Origin of the sequence: Aureispira sp. CCB-E, assembly GCF_031326345.1 — a bacterium.
GTDB lineage: Bacteria > Bacteroidota > Bacteroidia > Chitinophagales > Saprospiraceae > Aureispira.
This window is the reverse complement of sequence record NZ_CP133671.1, coordinates 5,241,454-5,266,015: the sequence shown is the minus strand read 5'-3', so window position 1 is coordinate 5,266,015 and position 24,562 is coordinate 5,241,454. Positions and strand designations below refer to the sequence as shown.

Annotated in this window: 32 protein-coding genes; 28 read left to right on the top strand and 4 right to left on the bottom strand. The window is 36.5% G+C overall.

Annotation, left to right across the window (positions count from 1 at the left end; translation table 11 throughout):
- The first annotated feature begins 126 nt into the window (after nt 1-126).
- From QP953_RS20570 to QP953_RS20445, 27 genes are all read left to right on the top strand, one after another.
- Entirely contained in the window at nt 127-348 is a 222-nt protein-coding gene (locus QP953_RS20570) for a hypothetical protein (protein ID WP_309552783.1), read from the top strand.
- 120 nt (nt 349-468) lie between these two features.
- Nucleotides 469-597 carry a hypothetical protein gene (locus tag QP953_RS20565; RefSeq protein WP_309552781.1) on the top strand — a complete coding sequence of 43 codons (129 nt, stop codon included), beginning with the start codon at nt 469-471 and terminating at the stop codon, nt 595-597.
- Between the two features lie 3 nt (nt 598-600).
- On the top strand, nt 601-1,506 hold the full coding sequence (locus tag QP953_RS20560) for an LPD1 domain-containing protein (RefSeq protein ID WP_309552780.1): 906 nt from the start codon (nt 601-603) through the stop codon (nt 1,504-1,506).
- 590 nt (nt 1,507-2,096) lie between these two features.
- Complete coding sequence (locus tag QP953_RS20555; RefSeq protein WP_309552779.1) at nt 2,097-2,366, top strand: hypothetical protein; 270 nt, start codon at nt 2,097-2,099, stop codon at nt 2,364-2,366.
- Between the two features lie 216 nt (nt 2,367-2,582).
- Nucleotides 2,583-3,518, top strand: a complete 936-nt coding sequence (locus tag QP953_RS20550) for a hypothetical protein (protein WP_309552777.1) — start codon at nt 2,583-2,585, stop codon at nt 3,516-3,518.
- Complete coding sequence (locus tag QP953_RS20545) at nt 3,511-4,218, top strand: hypothetical protein (protein WP_309552776.1); 708 nt, start codon at nt 3,511-3,513, stop codon at nt 4,216-4,218. The genes QP953_RS20550 and QP953_RS20545 overlap by 8 nt, the downstream gene beginning before the upstream one ends.
- A gap of 2 nt (nt 4,219-4,220) precedes the next feature.
- Complete coding sequence (locus tag QP953_RS20540) at nt 4,221-4,661, top strand: hypothetical protein (protein WP_309552725.1); 441 nt, start codon at nt 4,221-4,223, stop codon at nt 4,659-4,661.
- A 53-nt stretch (nt 4,662-4,714) separates the two neighbouring features.
- Nucleotides 4,715-5,122 carry a hypothetical protein gene (locus QP953_RS20535; RefSeq protein ID WP_309552723.1) on the top strand — a complete coding sequence of 136 codons (408 nt, stop codon included), beginning with the start codon at nt 4,715-4,717 and terminating at the stop codon, nt 5,120-5,122.
- Nucleotides 5,123-5,141: 19 nt separating this feature from the next.
- A complete protein-coding gene (locus QP953_RS20530) occupies nt 5,142-5,735 on the top strand; it encodes an N-acetylmuramoyl-L-alanine amidase (RefSeq protein ID WP_309552774.1) in 594 nt (197 codons plus the stop codon).
- Nucleotides 5,732-6,334 (top strand): hypothetical protein, encoded by a 603-nt coding sequence (locus QP953_RS20525; RefSeq protein WP_309552773.1) that lies wholly within the window; start codon nt 5,732-5,734, stop codon nt 6,332-6,334. The genes QP953_RS20530 and QP953_RS20525 overlap by 4 nt, the downstream gene beginning before the upstream one ends.
- Before the next feature lie 345 nt (nt 6,335-6,679).
- A complete protein-coding gene (locus QP953_RS20520; RefSeq protein WP_309552705.1) occupies nt 6,680-7,030 on the top strand; it encodes a hypothetical protein in 351 nt (116 codons plus the stop codon).
- Entirely contained in the window at nt 7,018-7,707 is a 690-nt protein-coding gene (locus QP953_RS20515) for a hypothetical protein (RefSeq protein ID WP_052600386.1), read from the top strand. The genes QP953_RS20520 and QP953_RS20515 overlap by 13 nt, the downstream gene beginning before the upstream one ends.
- Before the next feature lie 139 nt (nt 7,708-7,846).
- A complete protein-coding gene (locus tag QP953_RS20510) occupies nt 7,847-8,110 on the top strand; it encodes a hypothetical protein (protein ID WP_156039973.1) in 264 nt (87 codons plus the stop codon).
- Nucleotides 8,107-8,478, top strand: a complete 372-nt coding sequence (locus QP953_RS20505) for a hypothetical protein (RefSeq protein WP_309552772.1) — start codon at nt 8,107-8,109, stop codon at nt 8,476-8,478. The genes QP953_RS20510 and QP953_RS20505 overlap by 4 nt, the downstream gene beginning before the upstream one ends.
- A 2-nt stretch (nt 8,479-8,480) precedes the next feature.
- The gene (locus QP953_RS20500; RefSeq protein WP_309552771.1) at nt 8,481-8,846 is read left to right on the top strand and encodes a hypothetical protein; all 366 of its coding nucleotides are present in this window, start codon (nt 8,481-8,483) and stop codon (nt 8,844-8,846) included.
- Nucleotides 8,827-9,870, top strand: coding sequence for a hypothetical protein (locus tag QP953_RS20495; RefSeq protein WP_309552769.1), 1,044 nt, complete (start codon nt 8,827-8,829; stop codon nt 9,868-9,870). The genes QP953_RS20500 and QP953_RS20495 overlap by 20 nt, the downstream gene beginning before the upstream one ends.
- A gap of 15 nt (nt 9,871-9,885) precedes the next feature.
- Entirely contained in the window at nt 9,886-10,317 is a 432-nt protein-coding gene (locus QP953_RS20490; protein WP_309552768.1) for a hypothetical protein, read from the top strand.
- Between the two features lie 44 nt (nt 10,318-10,361).
- A complete protein-coding gene (locus QP953_RS20485) occupies nt 10,362-10,601 on the top strand; it encodes a hypothetical protein (RefSeq protein WP_309552696.1) in 240 nt (79 codons plus the stop codon).
- A gap of 1 nt (nt 10,602) precedes the next feature.
- Nucleotides 10,603-10,974, top strand: a complete 372-nt coding sequence (locus tag QP953_RS20480; protein ID WP_309552766.1) for a hypothetical protein — start codon at nt 10,603-10,605, stop codon at nt 10,972-10,974.
- A gap of 14 nt (nt 10,975-10,988) precedes the next feature.
- On the top strand, nt 10,989-11,189 hold the full coding sequence (locus QP953_RS20475; protein ID WP_052599928.1) for a hypothetical protein: 201 nt from the start codon (nt 10,989-10,991) through the stop codon (nt 11,187-11,189).
- A gap of 42 nt (nt 11,190-11,231) precedes the next feature.
- Nucleotides 11,232-11,894 (top strand): glycosyl hydrolase 108 family protein, encoded by a 663-nt coding sequence (locus QP953_RS20470; RefSeq protein ID WP_309552764.1) that lies wholly within the window; start codon nt 11,232-11,234, stop codon nt 11,892-11,894.
- The gene (locus QP953_RS20465; protein WP_309552762.1) at nt 11,891-12,502 is read left to right on the top strand and encodes a glycoside hydrolase family 19 protein; all 612 of its coding nucleotides are present in this window, start codon (nt 11,891-11,893) and stop codon (nt 12,500-12,502) included. The genes QP953_RS20470 and QP953_RS20465 overlap by 4 nt, the downstream gene beginning before the upstream one ends.
- A 26-nt stretch (nt 12,503-12,528) precedes the next feature.
- Nucleotides 12,529-12,645 carry a tyrosine-type recombinase/integrase gene (locus QP953_RS28630; protein ID WP_197043999.1) on the top strand — a complete coding sequence of 39 codons (117 nt, stop codon included), beginning with the start codon at nt 12,529-12,531 and terminating at the stop codon, nt 12,643-12,645.
- A 201-nt stretch (nt 12,646-12,846) separates the two neighbouring features.
- Nucleotides 12,847-13,893, top strand: a complete 1,047-nt coding sequence (locus QP953_RS20460; RefSeq protein WP_309552760.1) for a DUF4238 domain-containing protein — start codon at nt 12,847-12,849, stop codon at nt 13,891-13,893.
- Between the two features lie 431 nt (nt 13,894-14,324).
- A complete protein-coding gene (locus tag QP953_RS20455) occupies nt 14,325-15,539 on the top strand; it encodes a PIN domain-containing protein (protein WP_309552758.1) in 1,215 nt (404 codons plus the stop codon).
- Between the two features lie 282 nt (nt 15,540-15,821).
- Nucleotides 15,822-17,429 carry a GIY-YIG nuclease family protein gene (locus tag QP953_RS20450; protein ID WP_309552756.1) on the top strand — a complete coding sequence of 536 codons (1,608 nt, stop codon included), beginning with the start codon at nt 15,822-15,824 and terminating at the stop codon, nt 17,427-17,429.
- A 349-nt stretch (nt 17,430-17,778) separates the two neighbouring features.
- Nucleotides 17,779-19,041, top strand: coding sequence for a hypothetical protein (locus tag QP953_RS20445; protein ID WP_309552755.1), 1,263 nt, complete (start codon nt 17,779-17,781; stop codon nt 19,039-19,041).
- 207 nt (nt 19,042-19,248) lie between these two features.
- Here the strand turns inward: QP953_RS20445 and QP953_RS20440 are convergent, their stop codons facing one another.
- Nucleotides 19,249-20,547, bottom strand: a complete 1,299-nt coding sequence (locus tag QP953_RS20440; RefSeq protein ID WP_309552753.1) for a hypothetical protein — start codon at nt 20,545-20,547, stop codon at nt 19,249-19,251.
- Between the two features lie 395 nt (nt 20,548-20,942).
- Complete coding sequence (locus QP953_RS20435; protein ID WP_309552752.1) at nt 20,943-21,335, bottom strand: transposase; 393 nt, start codon at nt 21,333-21,335, stop codon at nt 20,943-20,945.
- A 485-nt stretch (nt 21,336-21,820) separates the two neighbouring features.
- Here QP953_RS20435 and QP953_RS20430 point away from each other — a divergent pair, with 485 nt between their 5' ends.
- Nucleotides 21,821-22,987, top strand: a complete 1,167-nt coding sequence (locus QP953_RS20430) for a site-specific integrase (protein ID WP_309552750.1) — start codon at nt 21,821-21,823, stop codon at nt 22,985-22,987.
- A 90-nt stretch (nt 22,988-23,077) separates the two neighbouring features.
- On the opposite strand, the gene QP953_RS20425 is transcribed toward QP953_RS20430, so the two are convergent.
- Both QP953_RS20425 and QP953_RS20420 read right to left on the bottom strand, forming a co-directional pair.
- Nucleotides 23,078-23,569 carry a DUF6985 domain-containing protein gene (locus tag QP953_RS20425; protein ID WP_052600310.1) on the bottom strand — a complete coding sequence of 164 codons (492 nt, stop codon included), beginning with the start codon at nt 23,567-23,569 and terminating at the stop codon, nt 23,078-23,080.
- A gap of 464 nt (nt 23,570-24,033) precedes the next feature.
- Nucleotides 24,034-24,525 (bottom strand): hypothetical protein, encoded by a 492-nt coding sequence (locus tag QP953_RS20420; protein ID WP_309552748.1) that lies wholly within the window; start codon nt 24,523-24,525, stop codon nt 24,034-24,036.
- Between the last annotated feature and the right edge of the window lie 37 nt (nt 24,526-24,562).

Genomic DNA, 24,562 nt, shown 5'->3' with positions numbered 1-24,562 from the left:
TTACTGCAGTAGTAAAACACCAAACTGCTGCAGTAAAATAAATGATATTATTTTATTCAAACACCGATAAACACTAGTGTACTGCAGTAGTAAAAAAAATACTACTGCAGTAAAAAACTATCTTTTATGGTCAAACAAAACGATGTTTCTATACTGCAGCAGTTGCTTAAAAAACTACAGCAGAAATTAGAAAAAGAACAGCAAAAATTAACTCAAATGAAAGGAAGTAAGAATCCTTTACAATTGCTTTGTCAAGAACAACAAATTTGCTTGTTAAAAACAAAAATTAAAAGTACTCAAACTTATTTGCAGCAGTTGAGACCCAAAGCCTCCTCAGCAAAAATATAGAAAAAATCAACCTTTAAAATTTACGCCATTAGTTCCTAGTGGCGTTTTTTATTGCCTTGTTTTTTGCATTCAAAGTCCGTATTTTAGGGGCTTTCATTCTTTTATCAAATCTAAAAACACATGAAAAAACTAAAAAAAACTAGAGCTAAATTACACCCTGACGAGCAGATTATTGGACGAGGGGTTCCCTTATCCATGCTCAACCAAAAGAAACTAAAACGATTAGGAAAACTTAAAAAAAGACGCTAAACCATGAAAATTGTAGATACCTTAAGCCCAGAAGGAGGCTCTAGAGCCGAACGATGGTGGGAAGATCAAGGTTTTGTAGAATTGTATCAATTCTTTCGAAAAGGAGCGATGGAAAAACGCTTTTATGACAAGCTCAAAGATGTTCGAACGGTGCACGAAGTCTTTCAATTGAGAGGCTATCAGTTTGGTAACTGGGTAACGCATGAAGACCGTTTTAATTATTTGGCTGCTCTAGGCATTTGTTTGTATGACTTAAATCGAGTGTTGCGATTCAAAGGAAACAACCTTGGTTTGGACAAAACTTTGGGCATTGCCTTTGGAGCTCGAGGGGTAAAGGGAGCTTTAGCCCATTACGAACCCTCTACCAATATTATCAATCTCACTCGTTACTACGAAGAGAACCGTTTTGATGAACCTACCGAGAAAAAAGTCCGCTTTGTCTTTTCTGGCGGCGTGGGATCCTTTGCACATGAGTATGGTCATTTCCTGGATTACTTTTTTGGTGCTAGGGTAGAGGCGAACCCCAAAGTATATGCACTATCCGATGGTCGCTCGACAGATCCTAGACGTATCAATTACGATGCCTCTAAAATGCCCATGCGTTACTGGATGGAGGAGATTCTTGAAAAGGCGTATTGGGACAAGAGCAAAACAGCGGATTCTAGTTATGTGAGACGTATTCGAAAAGCAATTCCTAAACAATATCTAGATTACTTCTTGAGAAGAAATGAAATTTTTGCTCGGCTTTTTGAGCAGTATGTTGGTTACAAACTCCAGGAGATGAAGATTCAAAATATCTTTTTGACCAAAACGAAGTATCATGCTATCCAATATATGACGCCTACTGAGTTAAAAACAGTGGTGCCTTTGTTTGATAAGTTGCTGCTGCAGATGCGGAAACATTTTTAGAAGGCTTCCCATTTTAGGTTCTATTTTCAAAATAGAATAAATTATAATATAATTAAATATATAAAACCCTTATTATTAAATATTTTTATTTCTTGGCATTGCTTTGGCATTTATAATAAGTGTATCAAAAGTGATCATAACTAACTAAGAATAAATTTGGGTTTTAATTGGGGTGATTTAGGACTTGCATGAATGGGAATACATGCAAGTCCAATCTTTCACCGCTAAAACTTCTAAAGATAAATTTGGGTTTTAATTACTGCGTGAGTGCGCAAGCGCAGTTGGGGTGATTTAAGGACTTGCATGAATGGGAATACATGCAAGTCCAATCTTCAACCACTAAACCTTCTAAAGATAAATTTGGGTTTTAATTACTGCGTGAGTGTGCAAGCGCAGTTGGGGTGATTTAGACCTTACATGGATGGGAATACATGTAAGGTCTTTTCTTTTTTAATCCCCAAACAATAATATCAACCAACCTACAAATATACGCCACAAAATTCCCCTGCCTGAGCAACAAAACTTTCCAATCCCAAGCACATACAATACTTTTACAGATATAAAATATTCTATTCTAAAAAAAGTAACGTATGAAAAAACAACAACTGGGCAATGCCCAAACCGACCATCCACAACCGATTGACAAAACAATTGTGGTAGGCTTAATTGAAGCACAAATCCAAAAACTAGAAGCCCACGAAATTCGCATTCTCAACAACGGCATTTTTGAAGACGATTGGCTAGAGACAGACGAAAATCAAGCGATGGCAGATAACTTTTCTTTGGCAGCACATGCCACCAATGCCACCCTTATTATGGAGTTAAAATCCTTGTGCAAAAAAATCCAACAACTGACTTAAAAAACGATTTGCAAACTGGATTAGAAACTGGATTAGAAACTGCTCAGAAACTGGCTAGAAATTAACAAAAACTACGTCTACTGGCTCTACTAGTACAAAAACTGATTTTCAAACTGCCTAGAAATTAAGCAGAAATTAGCTAGAAACTGCTCAGAAATTAAACAGAAACTGCCATAGAAACTACTAAAAATTATTACAAAAATAACCTCAAAAAAAATGGAAAACAAGCAACCAAATACCACCTATGATTTGGAAGAGGAGCTGCGCCGACAGCTGCTCGAGCAAGAACAAGAAATGGCTTTAGAAATTAACGAAGAAAACGAGTTGGAAACCAACCCAGAAACAGAAGAAGAAATTACTCAAAAATCAACAAAAACCGCCTCTACTGACTCTACTGGCACAAAAACTGATTTTTCAGAGCTAGAAACTGCTGCAGAAACGGCAGAAAATAATTCTGATACCCTAGAGCAGCTCGAAGAAGATTGGGAGGAAGAGCCTGTTATTGAAATTGAAGAAGATCCACTGGATGGATATGTTCAAGAACCACCCAAAACCAACCCTGTTGAAGAAATCAAAAAAGCAACAGGCTCGAGTAGCAAAAATCTCAAAAACTTGGCAGAGCTGGGAGAAATTGCCTTCACCTATATTGATCTTGCCAAAGCTCAATTGTGTAGCTCAATTAGTGGGCAGCATGTGGCAGAATATACGGCAGATGAAAAAGCTAAAAAAGTTTTAATTGCTGCCGTTCAAGAATACTTGAGTACTCAAGAAATTAAAGCCCCCACGCCTTTGATGACGCTGCTCTTGGCAGTGGGTACTTGGGCAGCGGCTGGTTTTGGAGCTGCTTTTTGGCATCGTTATCAAATTCAACAAATGGAACCCAAAGCCACACCTAACACAGAAGATCCCTTGGAAGAGGAACAAGAGCAGGAGCAAGGACAAGCCAGCTCTGATTTTTCTCATTTAAAAGAATACCAGGATGGGCGCAAATTATTCAGCATTCACAAAACAACAGGGACCTACAAACACCTTCCCAATAATACTTATTGCGCTATTGATGTTGCCGATGAAGTTCCCAGTCCTGAAATTCAAGCCTTGATTGACCAAGGAAAAACGAATCCTGAAATTAGAGCAATTATTTACGATGAGTAAGCCTATAACCACGACAATAGACCAACACCATCCGTTCTTTTTAGCCTATTTTGGAAAACCCCATTCAGGAAAGACCTACGATCTACAGCAATTTGCATTAAGGTGCAATCGACCCACTATTTTTGTATACAATTCAGGTTGGGACAAAGATTGGGTGGGTTATGAATTGATTGAATTGTGGTCGGATAAAAAAGAACAGGAACTTTATTTTTCTTACAAAGGCAAAGATTATGTCTTTGAAAAGCACTTTATGAAAAAGTTTCGAGGCAAAAAAGTCAAAGCCATGATGGCAGATGAAAAACTTACCGAGATGCTTTTGTACAAACGCCTTTCTCGCAAAGGCTATGAAGGGCTGTTTTTTATTATTGATGATGCCACCAATATTTTGACCTCTACCTTGACCCAAGCACAAAAAGCTTGTTTCTATCGAGCCAAACATGTGGGCATCTGGTTCGCCTTGGTTTTTCACGATCCCAATATGTTTCCCAATGGTGCTTGGGGAGCTTTGACCAAAGCCAAGTTTTTTAAAAACAATGTGGCACCACCGACTCAAAAGAGTAAAATCATTCCACACTTTAGAGAAATTATGAAAGCTTACAAAGTTCTTAAAGAGGCTCCAAAATACAGCTATTGCACCTTGATTATGGATACGGGCGAGCTTTCTTATACACCTTTTAAAACAAAGAAAAACAAAACATAACGATGCTAAAAACCTTGCTTAAACTGAATCTGCCAACACTGCAGAAAAACCTAGAAGCCATTGTTGAAGATTTGCTCACAGAAGTAGCGGATCAACACCAATGCAATCCCTTTGATTTGCAACTGATCTTAACCAAAGTCGAGCAGCAAGCACTTGGAAAAATCTATGATTCTGACAACAACTGCTTGCATCAATTAAATGCAGCTCAATTGTTAGAAGACTTATTTTATCTCCAGCTGGAGCAATTGCCTGCTGTTGTCCAAAAATTGGTTCAAAAACAGGTTGGCACCATCAATATCCAGGACTTTATTATCGAACAGCTCGAAACAATGAATCTTTTGATTCGATACAACGACGCTTGTCAATTGCAATTATTTAAAATTACCACGGCAGGCACCGATCCAATTGATCTAACGGCTTTTTTTGCTAACTTAGAGCTGTAGTTTTTTATTTTTATAATCGTCCTTTTTATCATTTTTAAACACACATACATTTTATGAATCGTCAGGGCAATAACTTGACCATTCATCCACCCATTTCCTCCAAGCTCCTAGGTCGCTATCGACACAAAAAAGGCATTTATGTCATTCGGTTAAAAGACCAGGTCATTTATATTGGCAACTCGGTTAATATCTACAAATCAGGCTTGCGCCTCTTTCAAAAAGGGGGCGTTTTACAAGCCATTCCAGTCCAAAAGGTCAGCTTTGAAATTCTATTGACCAGCATGCGCTTATCATCGGTAGAGATGGTGCTCAAACGGCATTTTCAACCCCAATACAACTACATTGGTAAATTGCCCAACCATCAATCTACTTACGAAAAAAAGCAGATCCAACGCATTCAAAACATTTATTTTAGTCAGAGCCGCTTTAGCGTTGAAGGAGCTCGACCATCTAATACTTAACCCCAAAACTAACGTTATCATGTCTTGCATTCCAATTATCAGCAATGGGCATGGTGGTTTGATTGGCAACGTCTACCAAACAAAGGGCAAACGCTCTCCTGTTTGGTCTGACGGTGCGGTTCTTTATGAAGGAGAATTTAATCGAGCCATCAAAAACCGTTTGTTAGAACTGCTCCATTTTAAAGGCATTCCTTATTATGATTTGGTGCCAGAGCAGCACGACATTCATCGGAGTGTTCGAGTTGCTCGAGCGAATCGTTTTCATGCCCAATACAAAAATACCTTTTTACTCGACTTGCATTCCAATGCAGGGGGAGGCAAAGGATCGGAAGTTTTTATCTCCAGTGCTGCCAGCAGCTCCAGTTTGACTTTAGCGCATTGGTCTCAAGCCTTGTTTGTCCAACATTTTCCAGAAAGTACGTTTCGAGGCATCAAACGCAGGAATTTTGATTTGGTGCATTTGACCAACATGCCCGCCATTCTCCTGGAACATTTTTTTATGGACAATGAACAAGAATGCAGAACCTATTTAATGACAACCAAAGGACGAGATCGGATTGCGGCTTATACCTTGGCAATTATTGAAGCCTACCTTAAATACCATCCTTCATGAAAGATAAGTTACAATTTACCTTGATTTTGGGACTCTTTGCTTATGTGATTTTCTTGCAGCAATGCAAGCAAGAATCTAGCTCGAGTAAGGAGCATAAATTTAGAGCTGATACAACGATTGTTCTAGATACGATTTTGCCAGCTCCTGTTATCGTGCAATTGCCTCGACAAGTTATTCCTGAACCTAGAATTATTTATGTGGATAGCTCTAGAAATATTGTTCCCCCAAATGCTATTGACACCGCTCAACACATCGCTACAAAGCTTTATCAAGACAGTTTAGAAGATGATAATTTGACGGTCTATTATGAATCATTGGTGGATGGTCAGCTGTTGCAAAACCATTTAGATTATAAACTAAAAATCCCAAAGCAGATCACTAAAACCATTCGCATCAATACCCCTGTTCCAACACCTAGCAATGGGCTGTTTTTGAATGCAGGGGTGGGGGGGAATGTCAATGCTTTTTCTAGTTTGACGGTTGGTTTGCAATTTGTCTCCCAAAAAGGTTGGGCACTCGGTTATGATTATGATGTGTTGCAAAAGGTTCATCAAGTTAGATTGGGGGTTCGTTTGTTGCCTTTTAAGAAACGAAAATAGTAAAAGCGTAATTTCAGGCGTATATTTTTTTCAGCCCTCTTTTTAATCCGTTTAACTGCCGTTTGTTCAAGGTTATTTTTAATCCAAAAAGCCGTTTTAAAGTTGCTAGAATTACGCCCATTCTGAGGACTAAAGCCCCGCTCATATTCGTTTTTTTAGCATTTTTTACCGCATCTTTGTCTTGTCAAAAAAGCAGCCTAATTATTTCCTAAAACCCTTGTTTTTATTATGCTCATCCCTGATGAATCCAAACACACCCTCATTATCAAACCCGATTACCTTGGCGTTGGTGTCATTGGATTGGTGGTTTTACTAATCCTGATTATCAACAAAAAACTCCTTTAAATGAAAGCGCTTCTTAAATCGGTTTTTACCAGTTTGTTAAGCCTGTTTAATGTCGGGATCTATTGCTCGGATGGCGTGGATAGTTTGTTGCAACAATTGCACTTGTTAGAACTCGAAAATCAAGCCAATGAAATCCTCCGATTGTATGCCTTGATGGAGTATCAAAACCAATTGATCCTTGCCTTAGATGCCTTTAGAACGGGTTTAATGTTCCTTTCCTTGCTCTTTCTTTTTATCCTCAATTTTGCCCTCTTCAAACGCTCTTATCTATGGGCAATTAAGAAAGTCCAAACTGCTTATTCTTTTATTACTACCAAACTCAAAACGAAACTTAGAAAATGGCGAATGTAAAACGTATTTATGCCCCTTTCACCAAAGATTTATGCATGGCGAGCCCTTGGGCTTATGTCGATGGTGAATTATCCTATCGTCCTCTACCTGCTGGGACTGTTGAGCAGGAATTAATCACCGATGTCCAAAAAGCAGGTGGTATTGTTGATGCCAACTATTCTATCTTGGTTCAAAAACAAGGCAGCGACGAACAAGGACAATTGGAATTGACCTTGCTTTTGTCCGATGAAAAAAAGGAAGATGGCAGCTATAAATTTCCAGAAAAAGCCATGGTGAAGATTGGTATTGATGGCGATAGCCCTGAAATTTTCCCTGGTGATCATGCTGACTTTTTGATCGGCTTGGAAATTGGTGGAACCTATGGTCCTGGTACCTTACAAACCATTGCCCAATTGGCTCGTCAAGGCAAACAATTGGTCATTAATGGCATGCACATTGATGCGGACAACGACAAACATTTTACCGCTAAAATGGTCGAGCGTCAATTCAAACACGATGGTTCTAGCATGGGCGACCGAAATATTTTGTATCCCAAATCGTTGGCTAGTGACGAACAAACCACCATTCGAGTCCTAGCAGACATTGACGTCACCTTAGATGGCTTTGGCTATTTAGAAGTGCCTATTTATCGGGGCATTGGTGCCAACATCACCCTAGATACCACCTTCACCAAATAACACCAACCCTCCTTTAACCCTTAAAGCCAAGTTGCGGGAAGACCTCCCCCGTACTTTTTAGGATCTCCTCCTTGTTGCTCGACCCATCAAAAGGAATTGTCTTCCCTCATGCAACTTGGCTTGTTTTAATGCTTTTTCTATGGCAGGTTCTGTTTTTGAATCCATCTCCACAGGTGATATCGGCATCTTGGATGGTGGTTTAAATATTGGCACCCAAGGACTGTCCAACAAAGACCTCAAAGTCATTTTTGGCTCCTTGGCTCAAGCACAAACGGCTCAGGCTAGCCAACAACTGCAAGTTCAACAACGGCGGGATCAACTGCTCATCATTAGCGCCTCTGTTGTTGTTTTATTGCTGCTTCTACTCCTTCTTTTCTTTTACTCCAAACACCCTACATCATGAGTCTAGGTACCCTTTCTGAATCTCGTATGGCAACGGCTCCGATTGCAACGATTAACACCACTGCAATGCCTTCTGTTCCTGATCCCAAACCCACTAAAAACACTCCTCAGGTATTAGAAAATACGGTCAACCCAACCAATACCTCCAATACGACCAACTCCAACAATGAGAATTTGGTCAACCCATCCAATCCAACTCTTAGTACGACTACTACCACCACAGTACCAACAACAACGCCAACGCCAACAGCAACGCCCAACAAACCTTGTGGTTATTGCACGGCTAAAAGCATCACAGGGCTTGCGCTGCAAATCAGCATCGTTCTTTTTATGTTGGCACTTTCTTTTCACTTCGTTAAAAAAGTATAACCATGGCTTGTGAAGATCCTAATGCCCCCCTCTTTATGGCTTGCCATTTAGAAGGGGAAGGCACGGTGAGTGAAGACCGAAACAAAAACCAAAACAACAACAACGCTAACAGCGATTCCAATCAAGCGTCCAACAAAAAACCACAAAATGCCGCTGATATTATCAATGCCAGTGCCAATGGTTTGGACAGCATTACAGGCTTCTTAGGATCCTTGATGGGCAAACCCAGTCCGTCCACTCCAACTTATGTGCCTGCTCCCGATCCTCCACCCAGACCTTCGCCCTGGTTGATTGGAGGCGTCATCGGTGGAGTTGTCTTATTAATCGCCCTATTAATCTTTTTTAAGCATGGAAAATCCAACGAATAAAACACCCTTATTGGTCATTGGTTTGCTGCTCATTCTAGCCCTTGGCGGTTGGGCGGTTTGGGCGGTACTCCGTCCTAAAAAAGAAGAAGAGCCCACTGTTACCACCAAAAAAGAAACCGCTGCTTCAACACCAGCAGTTACAGGACGCAACAATGTCTCCAGTCAAAACACAGGTTTGACCAAAGAACAGATTGCCTTTTTATTTGGTCATAACAATTCTAGTTTTAACAGTGGCAACACAGGCAACGAAAACCAACCCAAACAAAAAGAGCCGCTTTACATCAAAGGCACTCGAGCACAAGCTTTGATTACTGCCAAAGCAGAGCATTTACAATCCAAAGTAGCGGTCATGGACATCATTCGTGCTAAGTACGATATTGGCAGGGAGTTGATTAAATTCAACTCCGATACACAAAAAGCCATTGACCAGCTCTTTGACAAAGTATCTGGCGTGGACGTCCATTCGGATCCTGCCAAGCGTTATTTGACCTTCCCGATTTATGGCAAACACGAATCACAAGGACCTGCCCTAAGATCGGATTTACAAAAGCTCTTGGATAGGGGCTGGGAGGGCTTAAATCTCAGCAACAAACGAGATCCCACCATGCCTTGGTGGTTGCCCTCGGTACAATTGAATTTGCTGCTAGGAACAACCGTTTCAACCACCATTAGTGCCGATAATATTTGGTGGTATTGGGGACAACGCAGCGAGTTGGACTTTTTTAAAGATTTTAATGGGCATCAAGTGGATGATCGTTGGTTGGTCAAAGTGAACGACAACGGCAAAGCCGCTTATCCTGCAGGGAATCTCTATACTTTTGTGCAGCGCTGGGTGGAAGCCATTGATCAGCTCAACAAAGTAACCGAATGGGAAGCCATCCGAACCTTAACCGCTCCAACCTCCAAAGGGGGCGATGGGTGGCTGTTTACCTACCTGGATCCTGAGACAGGAACGGACTACAGCAAGAGCTATGATCCGCAAGATAGTCGTACCAACGATGCCCTTGATCTTATTTTAACCTAATTAATGCCCATTGTTATGGAAAACAAACACCTATTCTTAGGCGCTGGGGCACTCTTGGCAATTGCTCTTGCTTATCTGATTGGTAAACGCCAAAAGAAAGCGGTAGAGCAACGAGAAATTGATGTGACGGTCAATCTCCAAGACGAGCACGGACAAACGGTGGTTTATGATCCGAATCCTTTGCTTGTTCGACTCAACAAAGGGTTGATCACTCGATATTACTTTGATTTTTCGGAGCGTTGCAATCCCATCAAAGAGCTCTATGATTTGGATCCTGCTCGTTTTATGGCAACGATCAAAGCCTACAAAGTCAAATATGGCGTGGATATCACCATTCCTATGAAAGCTTGTCATGTGGATTGTAATCTAAAAACAGGCATCAACAGCTTGAGTTATTTTGACTTGATTTATCAACGCATCCAGCAATTGCAAGCCGTGACCAGCTAGTTAATCCTTTATTTTATCACCTTCTTTTTTAATTGTCAATCATCATGTTATCAAAACCTTCGTATAAAATAGCGGGCATTTTCTTTGTTGTGGCTCTTTTGGGAGTGGGCACTTTCTTCTATCTCAAGAAAAAGAAAGCCGAAAAGCAAGCGGCTGAAAAAGCAGCTCCAAAGAAAACGACCAACAAAGATTTGACTAAAAATGCCCCAGCGCCTCAAACCACCAACGCTCAAGCCAAAAACTTGGAAGTAGCAGGAGGAGAAAACCAAGATCAACCCATTTAACATGAAAGAAAAACTGATCCAATATCAAAAACCACTCCTTGCCGTTGGTTTGTTGGTGCTCTTGCTTGTCTTGTATTTTTATCGACATCGCCTTTTTAAAGGAACGCTCTTAACAGGTTCCAAACCGACTGTTAACAGTACTAGTGCCACCGCACCTCAAGCGGCTATCCTAAAAAAAGGCAGCCAAGGAGAACAAGTGCGACAGCTACAACAGCTCTTAAATCAAGAGCATCAAAAACACACTCCAACCTTCATTCCTCTACTAGAAGAGGATGGCATTTTTGGAGATAGAACCGAGCAAATGCTCCTTCGATACACCCAACAAAAGAGCATTACTTTAGCTCAACTGCAGACAAGTCTTGCAGCCGCTTAAAACAATCTAAACCCATGTTTTTATTACTTCCTTTTTTATTAGGTGCTGGTAGTACAGGTTATTGGTGGTGGTCGAGTCAAGAGCAAAAAGAACCTTCTTTTACACAAGAACTCTTTGACCTACTCAAACCTATTTTGCTTGTACTACTTGTCCTTTTATTCTTTCGTTGGCTCTATGCCCAATCTACTCCAGCAACTCCAGCACCAAGCGCTTGAGTTGCTGTTGCTTTTTCAAAACCACTTCAAAAACCTCTTCCTATGGCTAGTTTCAACAGTTGGATGCTGCCCACCAAACGACGGTGGCGGCGTATTATTGCAGGTTACCAGGATCTGTATAACGACAAGGGCAATTGGTCTTCCAATCAAGTCGGGGTGGGTACTTTGATTGGTACCAATCGAAGTATTGCCGCTCCGACACTCATTGCCTGGCGTGGTCGCATGGTCTCTAAAGCAGAAATGGAAAACTTATCTATTACTGAAGCCATGCAGATTTACAAGGTGAGGTATTGGGATAAGATCCAAGGCGACTTCATCCAGAGCCAAGCCCTTGCGGATATTTTAGCAGATATGAAAAGTTCGGCTGGTGGCAATGCCATCAAAGAAATGCAGCGCACTCTTAATGATTTGGGAGAGCGCCTTTTGGTGGATGGTGCTTTTGGGGTGGCTTCTGTTCAGGCACTCAATCGGCAAACCCTGAGAGTAGGGCAGGCTCGTGTTTTTAATGCCTTTAGACAGCGAATGATTGGCTATTATCAACGTATTAATAGTCCTTATGAAAGGCAATTGATTGACTCCTTGAATCGGGATTATCCTGTTATGAAAACCGATTGGACTCGAGTGGTAGTGACGGTTGGAGTAGTTGCTGCAGCTGGCGCTTTAGTTGCCTATGGTATTTATCAGTATCAACAAATTCAAACATGAAAAACAACACTACGTTAAAATGGATGGGCGGTGCTATACTGCTCTTTTTACTCCTTCTTCTGGTTCTTAAGATTCGCTTAAAATTGGCTCAAGAGAAAGCCATCCAAGCTTGTGAAAATGCTTTTGGTTATATGGATGCAACCCAACAGGATTCTATTCGTAAGATTGTGGCGGCTTTCCATCGTTATGGCGATGGGGATAAAAATAAGCTGGCTTATATCTTGGCAACGGCTTGGCATGAAAGTCACTTTCGTCCTGTCCAGGAACGTCGTGCAGCTCCTAGCCAAACGGAGCTGTATAACCTTCAAAATCAATATTGGTCCTCGGGGTATTTTGGACGGGGTTTTGTTCAATTGACTTGGAAGGAGAATTATCAAAAGATGGCTCGGGTCTTTCGGGTGGATTTTGTCAATCAGCCTGATCTAGCACTGCAGCCAACTTATGCGGCTCGTATTTTGGTTTATGGCATGATGCAGGGTTCTTTTACGGGGCTTGCTTTGAAGGATTTTATTAATACAAAACGCCAGGACTTTTATAAGGCGAGGCAGGTGGTCAATCGTTTGGATCGGGCTGGGAGGATTGCTGAGTATGGGAAGTTGTTGACTTGAATTGAAAAAAACGAACTATATATACATTGAGACATAGTTCTACCACCCATTTATTGGAAAGAGGCGTCAATTTAAGATATATTCAAACCTTACTAGGACATAATTCCATTAAAACTACTGAAATTTTATACTCATATCTCTAAACAAAATTTAAAAAAAATTGCTAGCCCTTTAGATTTTTTAATAATTTAGGATATCTCTATATTAGAAATAAACACAATAGACTATTGCGTTTAGCAAGTAGTTGTCAGTAATTAAAATCCATTTTTTCATCATCTTTTTGAATTATTTTAATGTGTTTAATGTTAAATAAGTCGATTTTATCATATTAATAAAATATCAAGATGGCTGACAAGAAAAAGCAACATTATGTACCACGCTTCTATCTGAAACTATTCAGCATACTCCCAAAGAAAACACAACTAAAGATTTACAATAAATCAAATAACACTATTATCCCTCAAGGTCCATTAAAAACACAAGCCTATGAAAATTACTTCTATGACAAAAAACCAGAAATAGAAAATAGTTTTGCTGAACTTGAAGCTAAATCTGCAAATATCCTGAAAGAAATAATAAGAACTCAAAATCTTCCAAATAAGAAAGAGGAAGATTATGTGACCTTATGGTTTTTCACCTTAGTCCAAGCAGCTCGGACCAAATTCATGGCAATTTCCATGGACAATATGATGAATAATCTGTTTGACACAGTATCGAAGCATGATAAAAATCTAAAAAACGCTCTAGAAAACACAACATTTAATCAACAAAACACAGCGCTTTTAAATTTAAAGTTCTTATTAAAAAGTATACACAAAGCATTTGATTTAGAAGGAAAACTAATCGTAAACGAGACTCAAAAACCTTTCATCACCTCTGACAATCCTGTCATGAAATACAATCAATTTTTAGAAAGGAAAGCTCATCCATCAGGAAGGACTGGATTATCCTCAAAGGGATTACAAATATTCTACCCCATCAATCCAAAAGTTCTTCTAATGTTGTTTGACAGCAAAGTTTATAAAGTGGGAAATCGAAAGCAAAAAACAATTTATACTAAAGAAGAAAAAGATATTGAAAGTTTAAATTTATTGCAATTCATTAATTCAGATAAAGTTGTATTTTCGAATGATCAAGCATCGGATATTTATCTAAAAAAATTATATACTAGAAGTAAAAAATTTTGTGATGCTCCCCGTATAGCTGGAAATGAAACTAAGACTAAAAACATTGAGGAAAATACACATTCTGTTCTTATCAGCCAATGGTCAAAAGAGATAGAAATCAACTTGAAGTTATCTTTTGTAAAAGAAACGACTTATGCTAAAAAGTATGAGCTTACAGGGTATCTTGCAGAAATAAGAAATGATGATAGACCACCAATAAAATAAAACTACTGACAACAATCTGTATATCGCCATCCCATATAGGGCTAAAGCTAAATTCTCATCGTATGTGAGACTCCGCAAAATCGCAGATTTTGCTAGTTCCGTGAGGAAAAAATACTAGCAAAATCTGCGATTTTGCTCTGGGGAAAGCCTATATTGTATCGCGCATAACTTGTGGCACGTGATATACAGTAACGTTATCGGCAATTTTACATCACCCCCAAGAACTTTTTTATAAAATAATCTGTTGGTTCTGTTTTTCTAATACTCCGTTGATTTTTTAGTTTTCCTACGAAAAACGTAAAAAAGAATCTTGCATTAGCTTGATTATCAGTATTTTAGCGCAAAAGTCAACGAAAATACATCTTACTGATAATCAAACTAATACGATTTTTCAACGGAGTAATGTTTTTCAATACATCAAAAATTTAAGTATGCATCATTTAACTCTTGATACTAACACATGGATTTACCTTGCAAATGGAAGAGAACCTGTTAAACTTCTTACCTATTTAAAAGAAGAAGTTGACAAAAATAATATTACTTTGCTTTTGCCAAAAACAATATTTGAGGAATGGCACAGAAATAAGGAGAAGCAGGTAAAAAAAGTTGGTCTAAAACACTTTAACAATGTAAAGGAAGCCCTTAGCAATATTCAAAAATTACTAGGAAAAAAAGGGGAAAGAGATATTTTTAGTTTTTTGTTAAATGAAGATGAGGATAACGATTATTTTGATGATTTTGTTAAAAAATTCAATTCCAAGAAAAAGGAAATTGAAGATGCCATTACTGATAATATCAAGCTAATTGATGATTTATTCAAGCACAGAAACACAAAAATAATTGAAATTAAGGAGGAAATCATGCTTGATGCAGGCAAATATGCGTTAGAAAAAAAAGCACCTTTTATTCATAAAAATAGCTTTGCCGATGCAATCATATTATTAAGTTTCATAGATTATGTAGAAACCCATTCGATAAAAGGGGCTTTCTTCATATCCTACAATACTGCCGATTTTTGTGAGAAAAAGGATGGTAAAGTTGCATTGCACCCTCACCTCAAACCTCTGTTTGAAAAATCCGAAAGCAAGTTTTATAAAATTGTAGGTGAAGCAATAAATACAATTGAAAAGGATATTATATCAAAAGAAGAACTTGAATATATCAAGGAATTAGAAGCGGAAAGAGAGTATGAAATTCACTATTGTCAATTGTGTGACGAAATGAATGGTAGATTAAATGAAGTATATTTTGGTCAACCTGTTGAATTAATTGATGAAAGAGTTAAGGCAATTACTGATGACCCCAATCAAACTAAATTTGAATTTGCGAAAAACCTACCAACTCCAACCCCAGAACCAACTCATGACAAACTTGAAATTGGTAATTGTAGTTGGTGTAATACTGAACATTTTATTTGTGCGTGTTGCGGAACTTTAAATGCTATTTGGGACGGTGAATACAATGGAATAAAAGAATGTGAAGGTTGTGGTCAACCCTACGAATTTGAATATGATAGAAGAAATGAGGAAACTGAATATAAATTATTAGATAAGACCAAACCATGTGCAAAATGTGGGGATGAAATAGATATTGCTGATGACTCAGACATCTGCTCAAATTGTGAATTCGATTACTCTTACAATTAAAAAAAGAACTGCCGATAACAAGAGATATACGTCAATCCCACCTCTAGGGCTAAAGCTAAAGTCTCGTCGTATGCATCACAACACAAAATCACAGATTTTGCTCTTGGAATTAGCTATCTTCACAGTGCATAATTTGTGGCACTGCGTATATCAAAACGTTAGGTGTCATTATAATTTTGTTAATCTCCACAACTACATTTTTTTTCTTATATTCAAAGATTACTCATCCTTAGCAAATTATCAATAACACAATATTTAATTTTTCTACCTAAAACAAACAATATGAAAGAGCATGAAAAGAGAATGGCAGAATTAGGAAAAAAAATGTTTAATCCTCCACCTAAAAAAAATAATAATTCTCAAAAAAAAGTTGTTGCCTCTTTCGAAGCAATAAAAAGAAACGGTGTTGGATTTCCTTCCGATGAGTTAATAAGGTATTATTTTCATGAGTACAATGTCCGAAATGCAAATTATGGATTAGATACAATGCCTACATCCTTTAATGTTGCTGAAGCTTTTTTCCGATATATTGACTTTGATGGATTTCCCCTATTTGAAATAAAAAAAGAAAAAGATCATATTTTTTACCTAAGCGATTTTCTAAATTACGTTACATCAGATGATTGTCCTGAAGATATTGATGAAATAAAAAACTTTACGGATGAAGGAGTTATTTATAGTTTTAATAATTTCGATGAATTAGATGAGTTAACCTTTCAAACCGAAGACAAAGAGGATGAATATATTATAAGTTCCGTTTCTCTCATAAGACATAAAAATGAGGTATCTCTACTAATTACAGCTGGTAAATTAATTACTGAAACGGACAAAGAGCTTAATATGACTCTTGATAGCCCTTATACTGATAAAGGAGGTTTAAATGATGAATACAAAGAACTTAAAGGAGAAGAGTTTGAACTCACCAAGTTGCCTGATTATGATGACTATTGGAAAACGATTGTTCTAACAAGAATAGATCTTGAAACTAAAAGTATTGATGTTAGATATGTATCAAAAGAGCATAACAAAGGATTTGTTGTAGCTACTGATGACTTATCAGTATTCTTAAATCCTGATGAAGAATTAAAAGAAGAAAAATACAGAGACATTCACGAGAACAGTATCAAAAAACTCGATAACTGTAATGCCTTATTTGAATTATGTAATTATTTTCTGCACCTTCCCTCTTATTATAGCTTTCATGATGACGAGATAGAACTAGAACGTCACCCAACCAAACTCATCCCCAAGAATGGAAAAAGAAAGTTACTTGACAAAACAAAGAAATCTGAGAAAAGGTACTTAATTAGATATCGAAACATAGAAGCTATTCAGCTCGAAGAAAACTCTGCCCCTAGCCAAATTGTATTACAACCATCTAATCTAAAGTTCTCCACAACTGGTTATTGGAAACAACTAACGTATGGAAAGATGGGTGTTGACAAAAATGATAAACCTATTCATAACCGAACTTGGGTAACAAAGCGAGAATCTTGGTACGAAAGTGATAACCCCAAATCGTTATTACACATAAAGACATTTAATGATCTTCAAATAACAGATGATTTGCGAAAAAAATATCCTAACATCGGCTACATTTATGTAATGAGAAGTGCTGCACATCACAAAAACGTTTTTAAAATAGGATTAGCGTCCAAAAGTTCCCAAGATAGAGCCAATTCTCTTTCAAGTTCTACTAGTTCTCCTGATAAATTTCATATTGTGGAAGAATGGTTAGTTTCAGACTGTGATAAAGCTGAAAAAGAAATTCACCAAACATTGGATTTATACAGATATAATCCTAAAAGAGAATATTTCCAACTCCCCTACAAGGAAATCCGAAAAGTAGTTGATCAAATTGCTGATAAGTATGAAATAGCAATCGACTAAAAACGACACCTAACAAGGTGCACAGAGCCATGCTACATTTCGAGTAAAGGCTTTGACTGTTGAACGCATGTCCTAGGGCGCAAAATCACAGATTTTGCTGCTGGTTCGAAAATAAATTTACCATCAAAATCTGTGATTTTGCTTCGGGAACAGCTATATTTATATTCGCATGATGTGTAGCACGGTCTATGCACAAACGTTAGATGCAATTCAACTATTCAGGGACTGGAATTAATTTAGAGAGCTAACGAAAGCCTTAAAATGTTGAAAATAAATTATCTTTATCAAAATTTAAAAACTATTGATTTTCAACAGCACTTTGTACCGTTAGTCAGTATAAAAAAATCAAATGGATTTAGATTCTAAAAAAACTAGTATATGGGGGAAATATACTCCTTCTTTCTTCATGCTTCATGTAGGAACCAAAGAACCATTAGATGATTTGAATAAACTTTCAGAAGAAGCTCAAGCGACCTTTGTACATGAATTTATTCACTTTTTGCAAGATTTATTCACTACATATGGCTTGATTAACATTATCCATACTGTTGATGTTGTTAGAGAAATTAGTGTGGAAATTTTTGGAAATAAAAATGATAGTTTTAGCATTCCGTGTAGTATACCTCCTAAATCGATTGCTTGGACCAATTCTGAATTATTCCGTTTGTATTCGGGTTCTCAAGATGTAGAAAGAAACAGTGGAGCTGTTTTTGCTATTGAAATTAATGAACTTGAGATTCCTGAAAACGATACAAATATTGAAATAATTCTTAAATTGCAGGATCTTGAATTTGACGATGAATATGATATCAAATTTGGTTCTTTTTGTATTCTTGAAGGTATGGCGTACTTAATTGAAAAAGAATTATTTCCAAGCACCCCCAAACCAGATTTTTTCCCATATAAAATTGTTGAATCAGTTGCTGAGCATATCTTTAAAGAAAAAATAGTTACTGAAGCATTAATTGCTATTTGTGAAGTTTCCCTAGACTTATTTAACCCAAGTGAACGATTTGTAGACCTATGTAAAAAGATGATGAAATCAGAAATTATCCCCAAAACGTCAGATGAAGTTTTTGAATTCGCAAAGCAATATAGGATTCTATTTAATAGAATAGAATACAACAATCAAGAGTTATATTTAGAACTATTTGAGGATTCTAAAAAGTCCATTATAAACTATTACACATCCGATGAATTTATCCCAATGAAAGAATGGCTTGATTCTTTATTTGAAAAAGTAAGAGTTTATAGAGAAAAAAATAACTTTTCTTTTGCTAATTTGGTTAAATGGAAAAAACACCCAATGGAGAAAATCATTAGTCTTTTTGATGATTTGGGAATCCCCCTAATGACAAATGATGAAAACTTATATTGGTCTACAGCACATGAACAAGCAATCTCGTTGAATGCAATCTCTGAAGTATATAAGGTTTTACTAAAAGGTCATACGCATTGTGAAATGAAAGAATATTGCAAAAATTTCACAGATATCAAAACTGATGAATTCTGTGACAACAGACCTTGGGAAAGAGTAACACATGATGAGTTATGCCCTTTTGCAACTATTTGGAAAATGTGGCACTTGCATGAAAAAGAAATACGACAATAATACTGCATCTAACACGCAGATATACGTCAATGGCGAGTTTCAAGATTCGCCTAAAGTTCATCCGCTGCTCTTGGGGCGCAAAATCTGCGATTTTGTGGAAAGCGTTCTAAAATTTATCCACAAAATCACAGATTTTGCTATATTGCAGGGGCTTGGGGAAACGGCTTCGCCCTTTCGCCACTGCGTATATCTGTACGTTAGGCACCATTAGGAGTCCTGTTCTACAAATAAAGTTCGATAATTTGACATTATACTATGCATAGACAATATAAAAGTCATAAAAACATGCAAAATCAGTGTGCTAAGCATAAAATTTTTCTGGTCTGTATTTGCAACTTCAAGAGCCTCTAAAACTACCTTTGAAACATCTTCTAAAACTTCTTGAACATCAACTTCTAATATTGAATCAACAGTATATTTTTGGATTTCTATTTCTTTATCGTAAACTTTTTGAACAACAGATTTTTTTACTTGAAAAAGAAGATTGATAAATTCAACAGCAATTTCTAATTGAATATCAAGAATTTTTTCAGTCTTAACATTCATTCCTCTTGGAGCTAATAAGAGGTTTATTAAATCCTCTCTCTCCTTAAAATCTTTCCAAAAGTTTTGCATAAGATAATTCACACAGAAGATAATGAATTCTGAAAACTTTGAAACTTGATCACTAGATGAGAAAAACTTATCTTTCTTTAGTTCTTTAGTTTGCTCAGACTCATCATCTTTTACTAAATCGCTTTTGATATTTCTTTTGGTGTAGTTAAACTTTTCAGGCAGTGTTAAAACTATTGATGGCAACAACCAGAAGTAATGCTCAATCAGAAGTCTTGAATGAAATTCACAAGTAACTAAAAAACTATTATGCAAAAACTTGACTAAACCATTAAGTTCTCCTGAATATATGACATGGGAATTTTCTTCGTTAAGAAGTATGATTCTATCTTTTTTGATTATTAAATCTGAATGGCTTTTAGAATTCCTAATCTCTTTAACTAAAGAAATATCTCCATCATATTGTCTAAATAAATCACAGTTATGTAAAATCCAATTCTTCCCAGATGTAAAATTAGTCCCTATCTTCCAAGCATTTTGGCGCCACTTTTCACATTTTTGAGCTTTTTGGGGATAATTCCAAGTCTCACATAGCCGAGAAATCGAAGTTTGAGAATAATTCATACAAAATGACAAAAAAGCAAAATGATAATATGCATTTTCAAAAAAATAACAAACAAAATCCACCCTTTTTTGATTATCCCAGTCATTCACATCAGCTCTTAAAACTTCCTTTACTTCAAATAGAAACTTGAGAGTAAAATCACTTCTCATTAACTCTGTCCAATAAATGCTTGTCTTTTCAGGAAAATCTCTTTGAAACTGCAAAGCATTATTAATCCAATCAGAAAAGTTCTCATGAAAGAATGAATTATATTCAATTTCAGAATAATTCAGCTCGACTAAATCTTCATTAAAAAAATTGTAAATATTTGGATTTGTTGAAATTTTCATTGTACAGGAGTATTTAAATGATTATTTGCCAAAGCTACGACATAACTACGCAGCCTATTTGCGTAATATCTAAAATAGCAAAAAAATCAAAACGGTGCCTAACAATTAGCGATCAAAATTAAGTGGGTCCATGAGACCCCACTAATTTTATCGTGTTGTTGCACTGAACACCCCGAGTAGAGTCGGTAAAATAGCTCTTGTGTAATTTCAATAAATTAGCGCTTAGTCGCCCATTGTTCTAGAAGGCTCTTTTTTTGAAAAATAGATCCAATTCCATCCTTATTGATATCTTTTTTGCCATATTCATCGCTCTTTGGCTCTTTGTAAAATCATGTTTACCCCTTTTTCTTCCCATAAGGACATAGATAGCCCTCCTTGTTTATAGACAAGGTTTTTTAGAGCAATCTTACTTTTTTATCCCTGCTAAAAAAACGAGGTGGGGATCCTCGAATACTAGGAAAAACTGCCACCACCACCAGCTCTGCCAATTGACATTTTGGACAGAGATAGGGATCTTTACCTTGCGTTGTAATCATGATTTGCCTAGCACTCCATTTCTTTTTTGCAGGGGGATGGTTTACCTTCAATGCCCTTCTAATCTTTGGTAAATCAACACTTTTACTCCTTGTAGACAAAAAGCCATAATGCCTGATTTTTGTAAATCGTTTGGGGAGTACATGTTGTAAAAATCGAAGCACAAATTCTTCCCCTCTTATTCGTTCTATTCCTATTGTTCCCCTTTTTCGATCCAGATAACTAAACGTAACATGCTTTGTTTTTAGCTCCAAAATTCTGTAATTACTGATCGCTATGCGATGGGTCTATCTTCCTAAATATTCTAAGACTTGGTCGATTCCTCCAAAAGATGGTTTTGCATAAACTACCCATTTTTCAAGTACAGATTTCGCTTGTTCTTATAAAATTTACGAGTACTATTGTATCTTATATCATTTGGTGGTAGTGGAGCATAAAAAACTATTCTTATTTTGTTCACTGAAAACAGAGTTATGTTTACAAGGAGCTAAAAACCAAATTAATACAAAAATAAACTTCAATCCTGTTGTGGGCACTAAAAAGAATGTTTTTTATAAACATTCATAGCTCTGAAAGCTAGTGTTAATCGCCGTTTCCGCTTACTTTTAGGCTTTTGTTTTCTAAATGGGTTACATTCCATTTACATCCATATACACTGTTTTTTTGTACTATTTTTGTACCCATTTTTGTTACCCTCAGGATGAGTCGTGTGATTTTTAATCTTTTAAAAATTAAAATCATGATTCATTTTTCGCTTGTGCACAACCGAAAAAACAAACTTCGTAAAAACGGAACTGCACTCATTCAGATCAAAGCTTATTTGGATGGACAAAACAAATTCTTCTCTACTGGTATTTACATTCCTCCTACTCAATGGAGCAAAAAGCTTCAGCGTGTTGTTGGACATTCCAATGCTATTGCACTAAACAACGAAATTAGGCGGCAAATTGATAAAATGGAAATGTTCGCCTTGGAGCAAACCAAAATACAAGGCTCTGTTTCCTTGGAGCAGCTCGTTGTCCTTAGTCGATATAAAAACATCAACTCCTTTACAGAGTTCTATGAGTATGAAATGACCAATAGCACTACTCTAGCTAAAGAAACTAAGAAGAAACAAAAGACAGCTCTCAATTATTGGAAACGTTTTAGAACGGATGTTAAATTTTCTGAATTAACTTATAACCTGATTGTTGAGTACGACCGTTTCTTGCATCAACACAATTTGCATATCAATACAATCTTTACCCACCACAAACAAATCAGGCGCTATATTAATTTGGCTATTAAATTGGATATGTTTGATAGCAATAAGAATCCTTATAAAAAATTTAGTCCGAAACAGGTCAAAACAGAACGAACCGTTTTGACTCAAGGAGAAGTGACACAGCTGGAGCAGCTCTCTTTTTCTAAAGATGAATTTTATCTGGAGTTGATTCGAGATATGTTTTTATTTTCTTGTTATACAGGTTTGCGCTTTGCAGATGTGCGCTCGGTCAAATGGGAAAACATTGAGCAGAATGAAAAAGGTGGCTATGTCTTAAAGATTATGGCACAAAAAACAGGCAAACAATTGATCTTGCCTTTGTACAAACTCTATGGGGATAAACCCACAAATATTGTCGAAAAATATTCCTTTGGTGCAATGGCTCCTAGTACCCATCTATTTTATGAGTACAGTAACCAGTACTATAATAGAACATTGAAAGTCTTGGCAGAACGGGCTGATATTCACAAGTCGCTCACAAGTCATGTAGCTCGACATACTTTTGCGACGCATTTGGCTGGTAAGGTGCCGATTCATATTTTAAAGGCAATGCTGCAGCATTCGGATTTGGCTACTACTATGATTTATGTGCATCTCTCGAATAATTTGATTAATGATGCTTTGGATGGGGTGGATTGGTAGTATAATTGTACAGGCAGTGAAATGATTCTTTTTACTGCCTTTTTATATTTGTTTTCGATGTTTTGTATGAAGAATTGTTATAGATAGTTTTTAGAAATTAAAAGCGCTAGTAGCTCCTCCCATATCCAAAGTTTCATCTTTATGAGTTATAAACCCCAAACCATGCTCTTCGTCCCAAGCACAATAAAATTGATAACCTACATAAGCTATTCCATCTTTTATTTCAGGTCTAAAATAAATTGTAGATAAACCAATTAGATTAGAGAATTCATCAATATGGTTTATTGATGGCATTAATTTTTTAAAATTACTTCCAAGAAAGTCTCTATAGTCTTCTCTTTGATAAGGGTATTCATTCAGCAAGAAATCTAGCATATCTCTTTGGATACTATTTTGATTTTTTATAATGTATCCATAGGTACTAGAGAATTTTTGCATAATATTTTTTATTGTATCTCCTTCACTATTTACAAAGATTATATCAATTTCTTTGGGACCATTTAGAAAATTATTCCAAGCTTTTAAATTTACGGTAGCTCCAAAATAACCAAATTCTCCTTCTGTTAAATTTTCTATTGTCATGATTTTATTTTCATTTTTCTTTTGAATAAATTTTTACAGTAATTATATAGGTTACTTCGATAGTATTTTCCTTTAATGCTTATACTATTAATATTTCGGATACATACTTTGGTGTGATTGACTTCTAATATATAAGATTCTGATATAGTGCCTGGCTTTATCAATAAGCAAAATTCCTTAGCGTTTTTTACTTTATTTTTCAATGCCAATTTTTGAACCTTACGTGAAATGAAGAGGGTATCGGTATTTATAAATAAATCTTCATTTATTTTAATCATTTCAACCCCTATTTTTCTTTCCTCTCTTTTAATAATTCTAAAGTTGGTATTGGTTGAAAGTATACATTTAGTCGTTTTCGGTAGGCAACATGATTGTCCTAAACTCAAAAGAGTAAATAATAGGGTTGTATATAGTAAGAGTTGTTTCATATTATGAGTCTTCTAACACCAATATTGAATTGAATGTTAGATTTCATGATTTTTTACTAAGATGGACATTATTCTCTCAATGTTTTGATCTGCTATTATTATAAACTCTCTATTGTTTTTTTTATTAAATTCATTTTTTTCAGTTTTGATAAAAATCCTGCCAGTATGCGGGTAATTTCCCATACCCCACTTTTTTTTCTTTGTATAATCGATTCTTTTGATTTTATTTTTATGAATGACAAAATTCTCTTTATTTAATCTCATAAATTGCTGTGGGGACATTTTTTCAAAGAAGAAGCGTGAATATTTATTTTCCTCTTTAGAATTGACATAAGCTTTGGGTTCTAATCTTAATAAGGGGTGGATTGCCAAGTTTTGGTCATAAAAGGAAATACCAGTGTATTCAGATGTAAAACCTTTAACTTTTGCTGCAAAAATATACTTTGGAGTTATCCAGACTTTTAAAATTCTGTTTCCAATGATATTTATGTACTCCATTGCATAGAAAATATCAATTTTATCATTCATGAGTTTGTATGTTGATAGTTCTGTTTTTTAATCTATA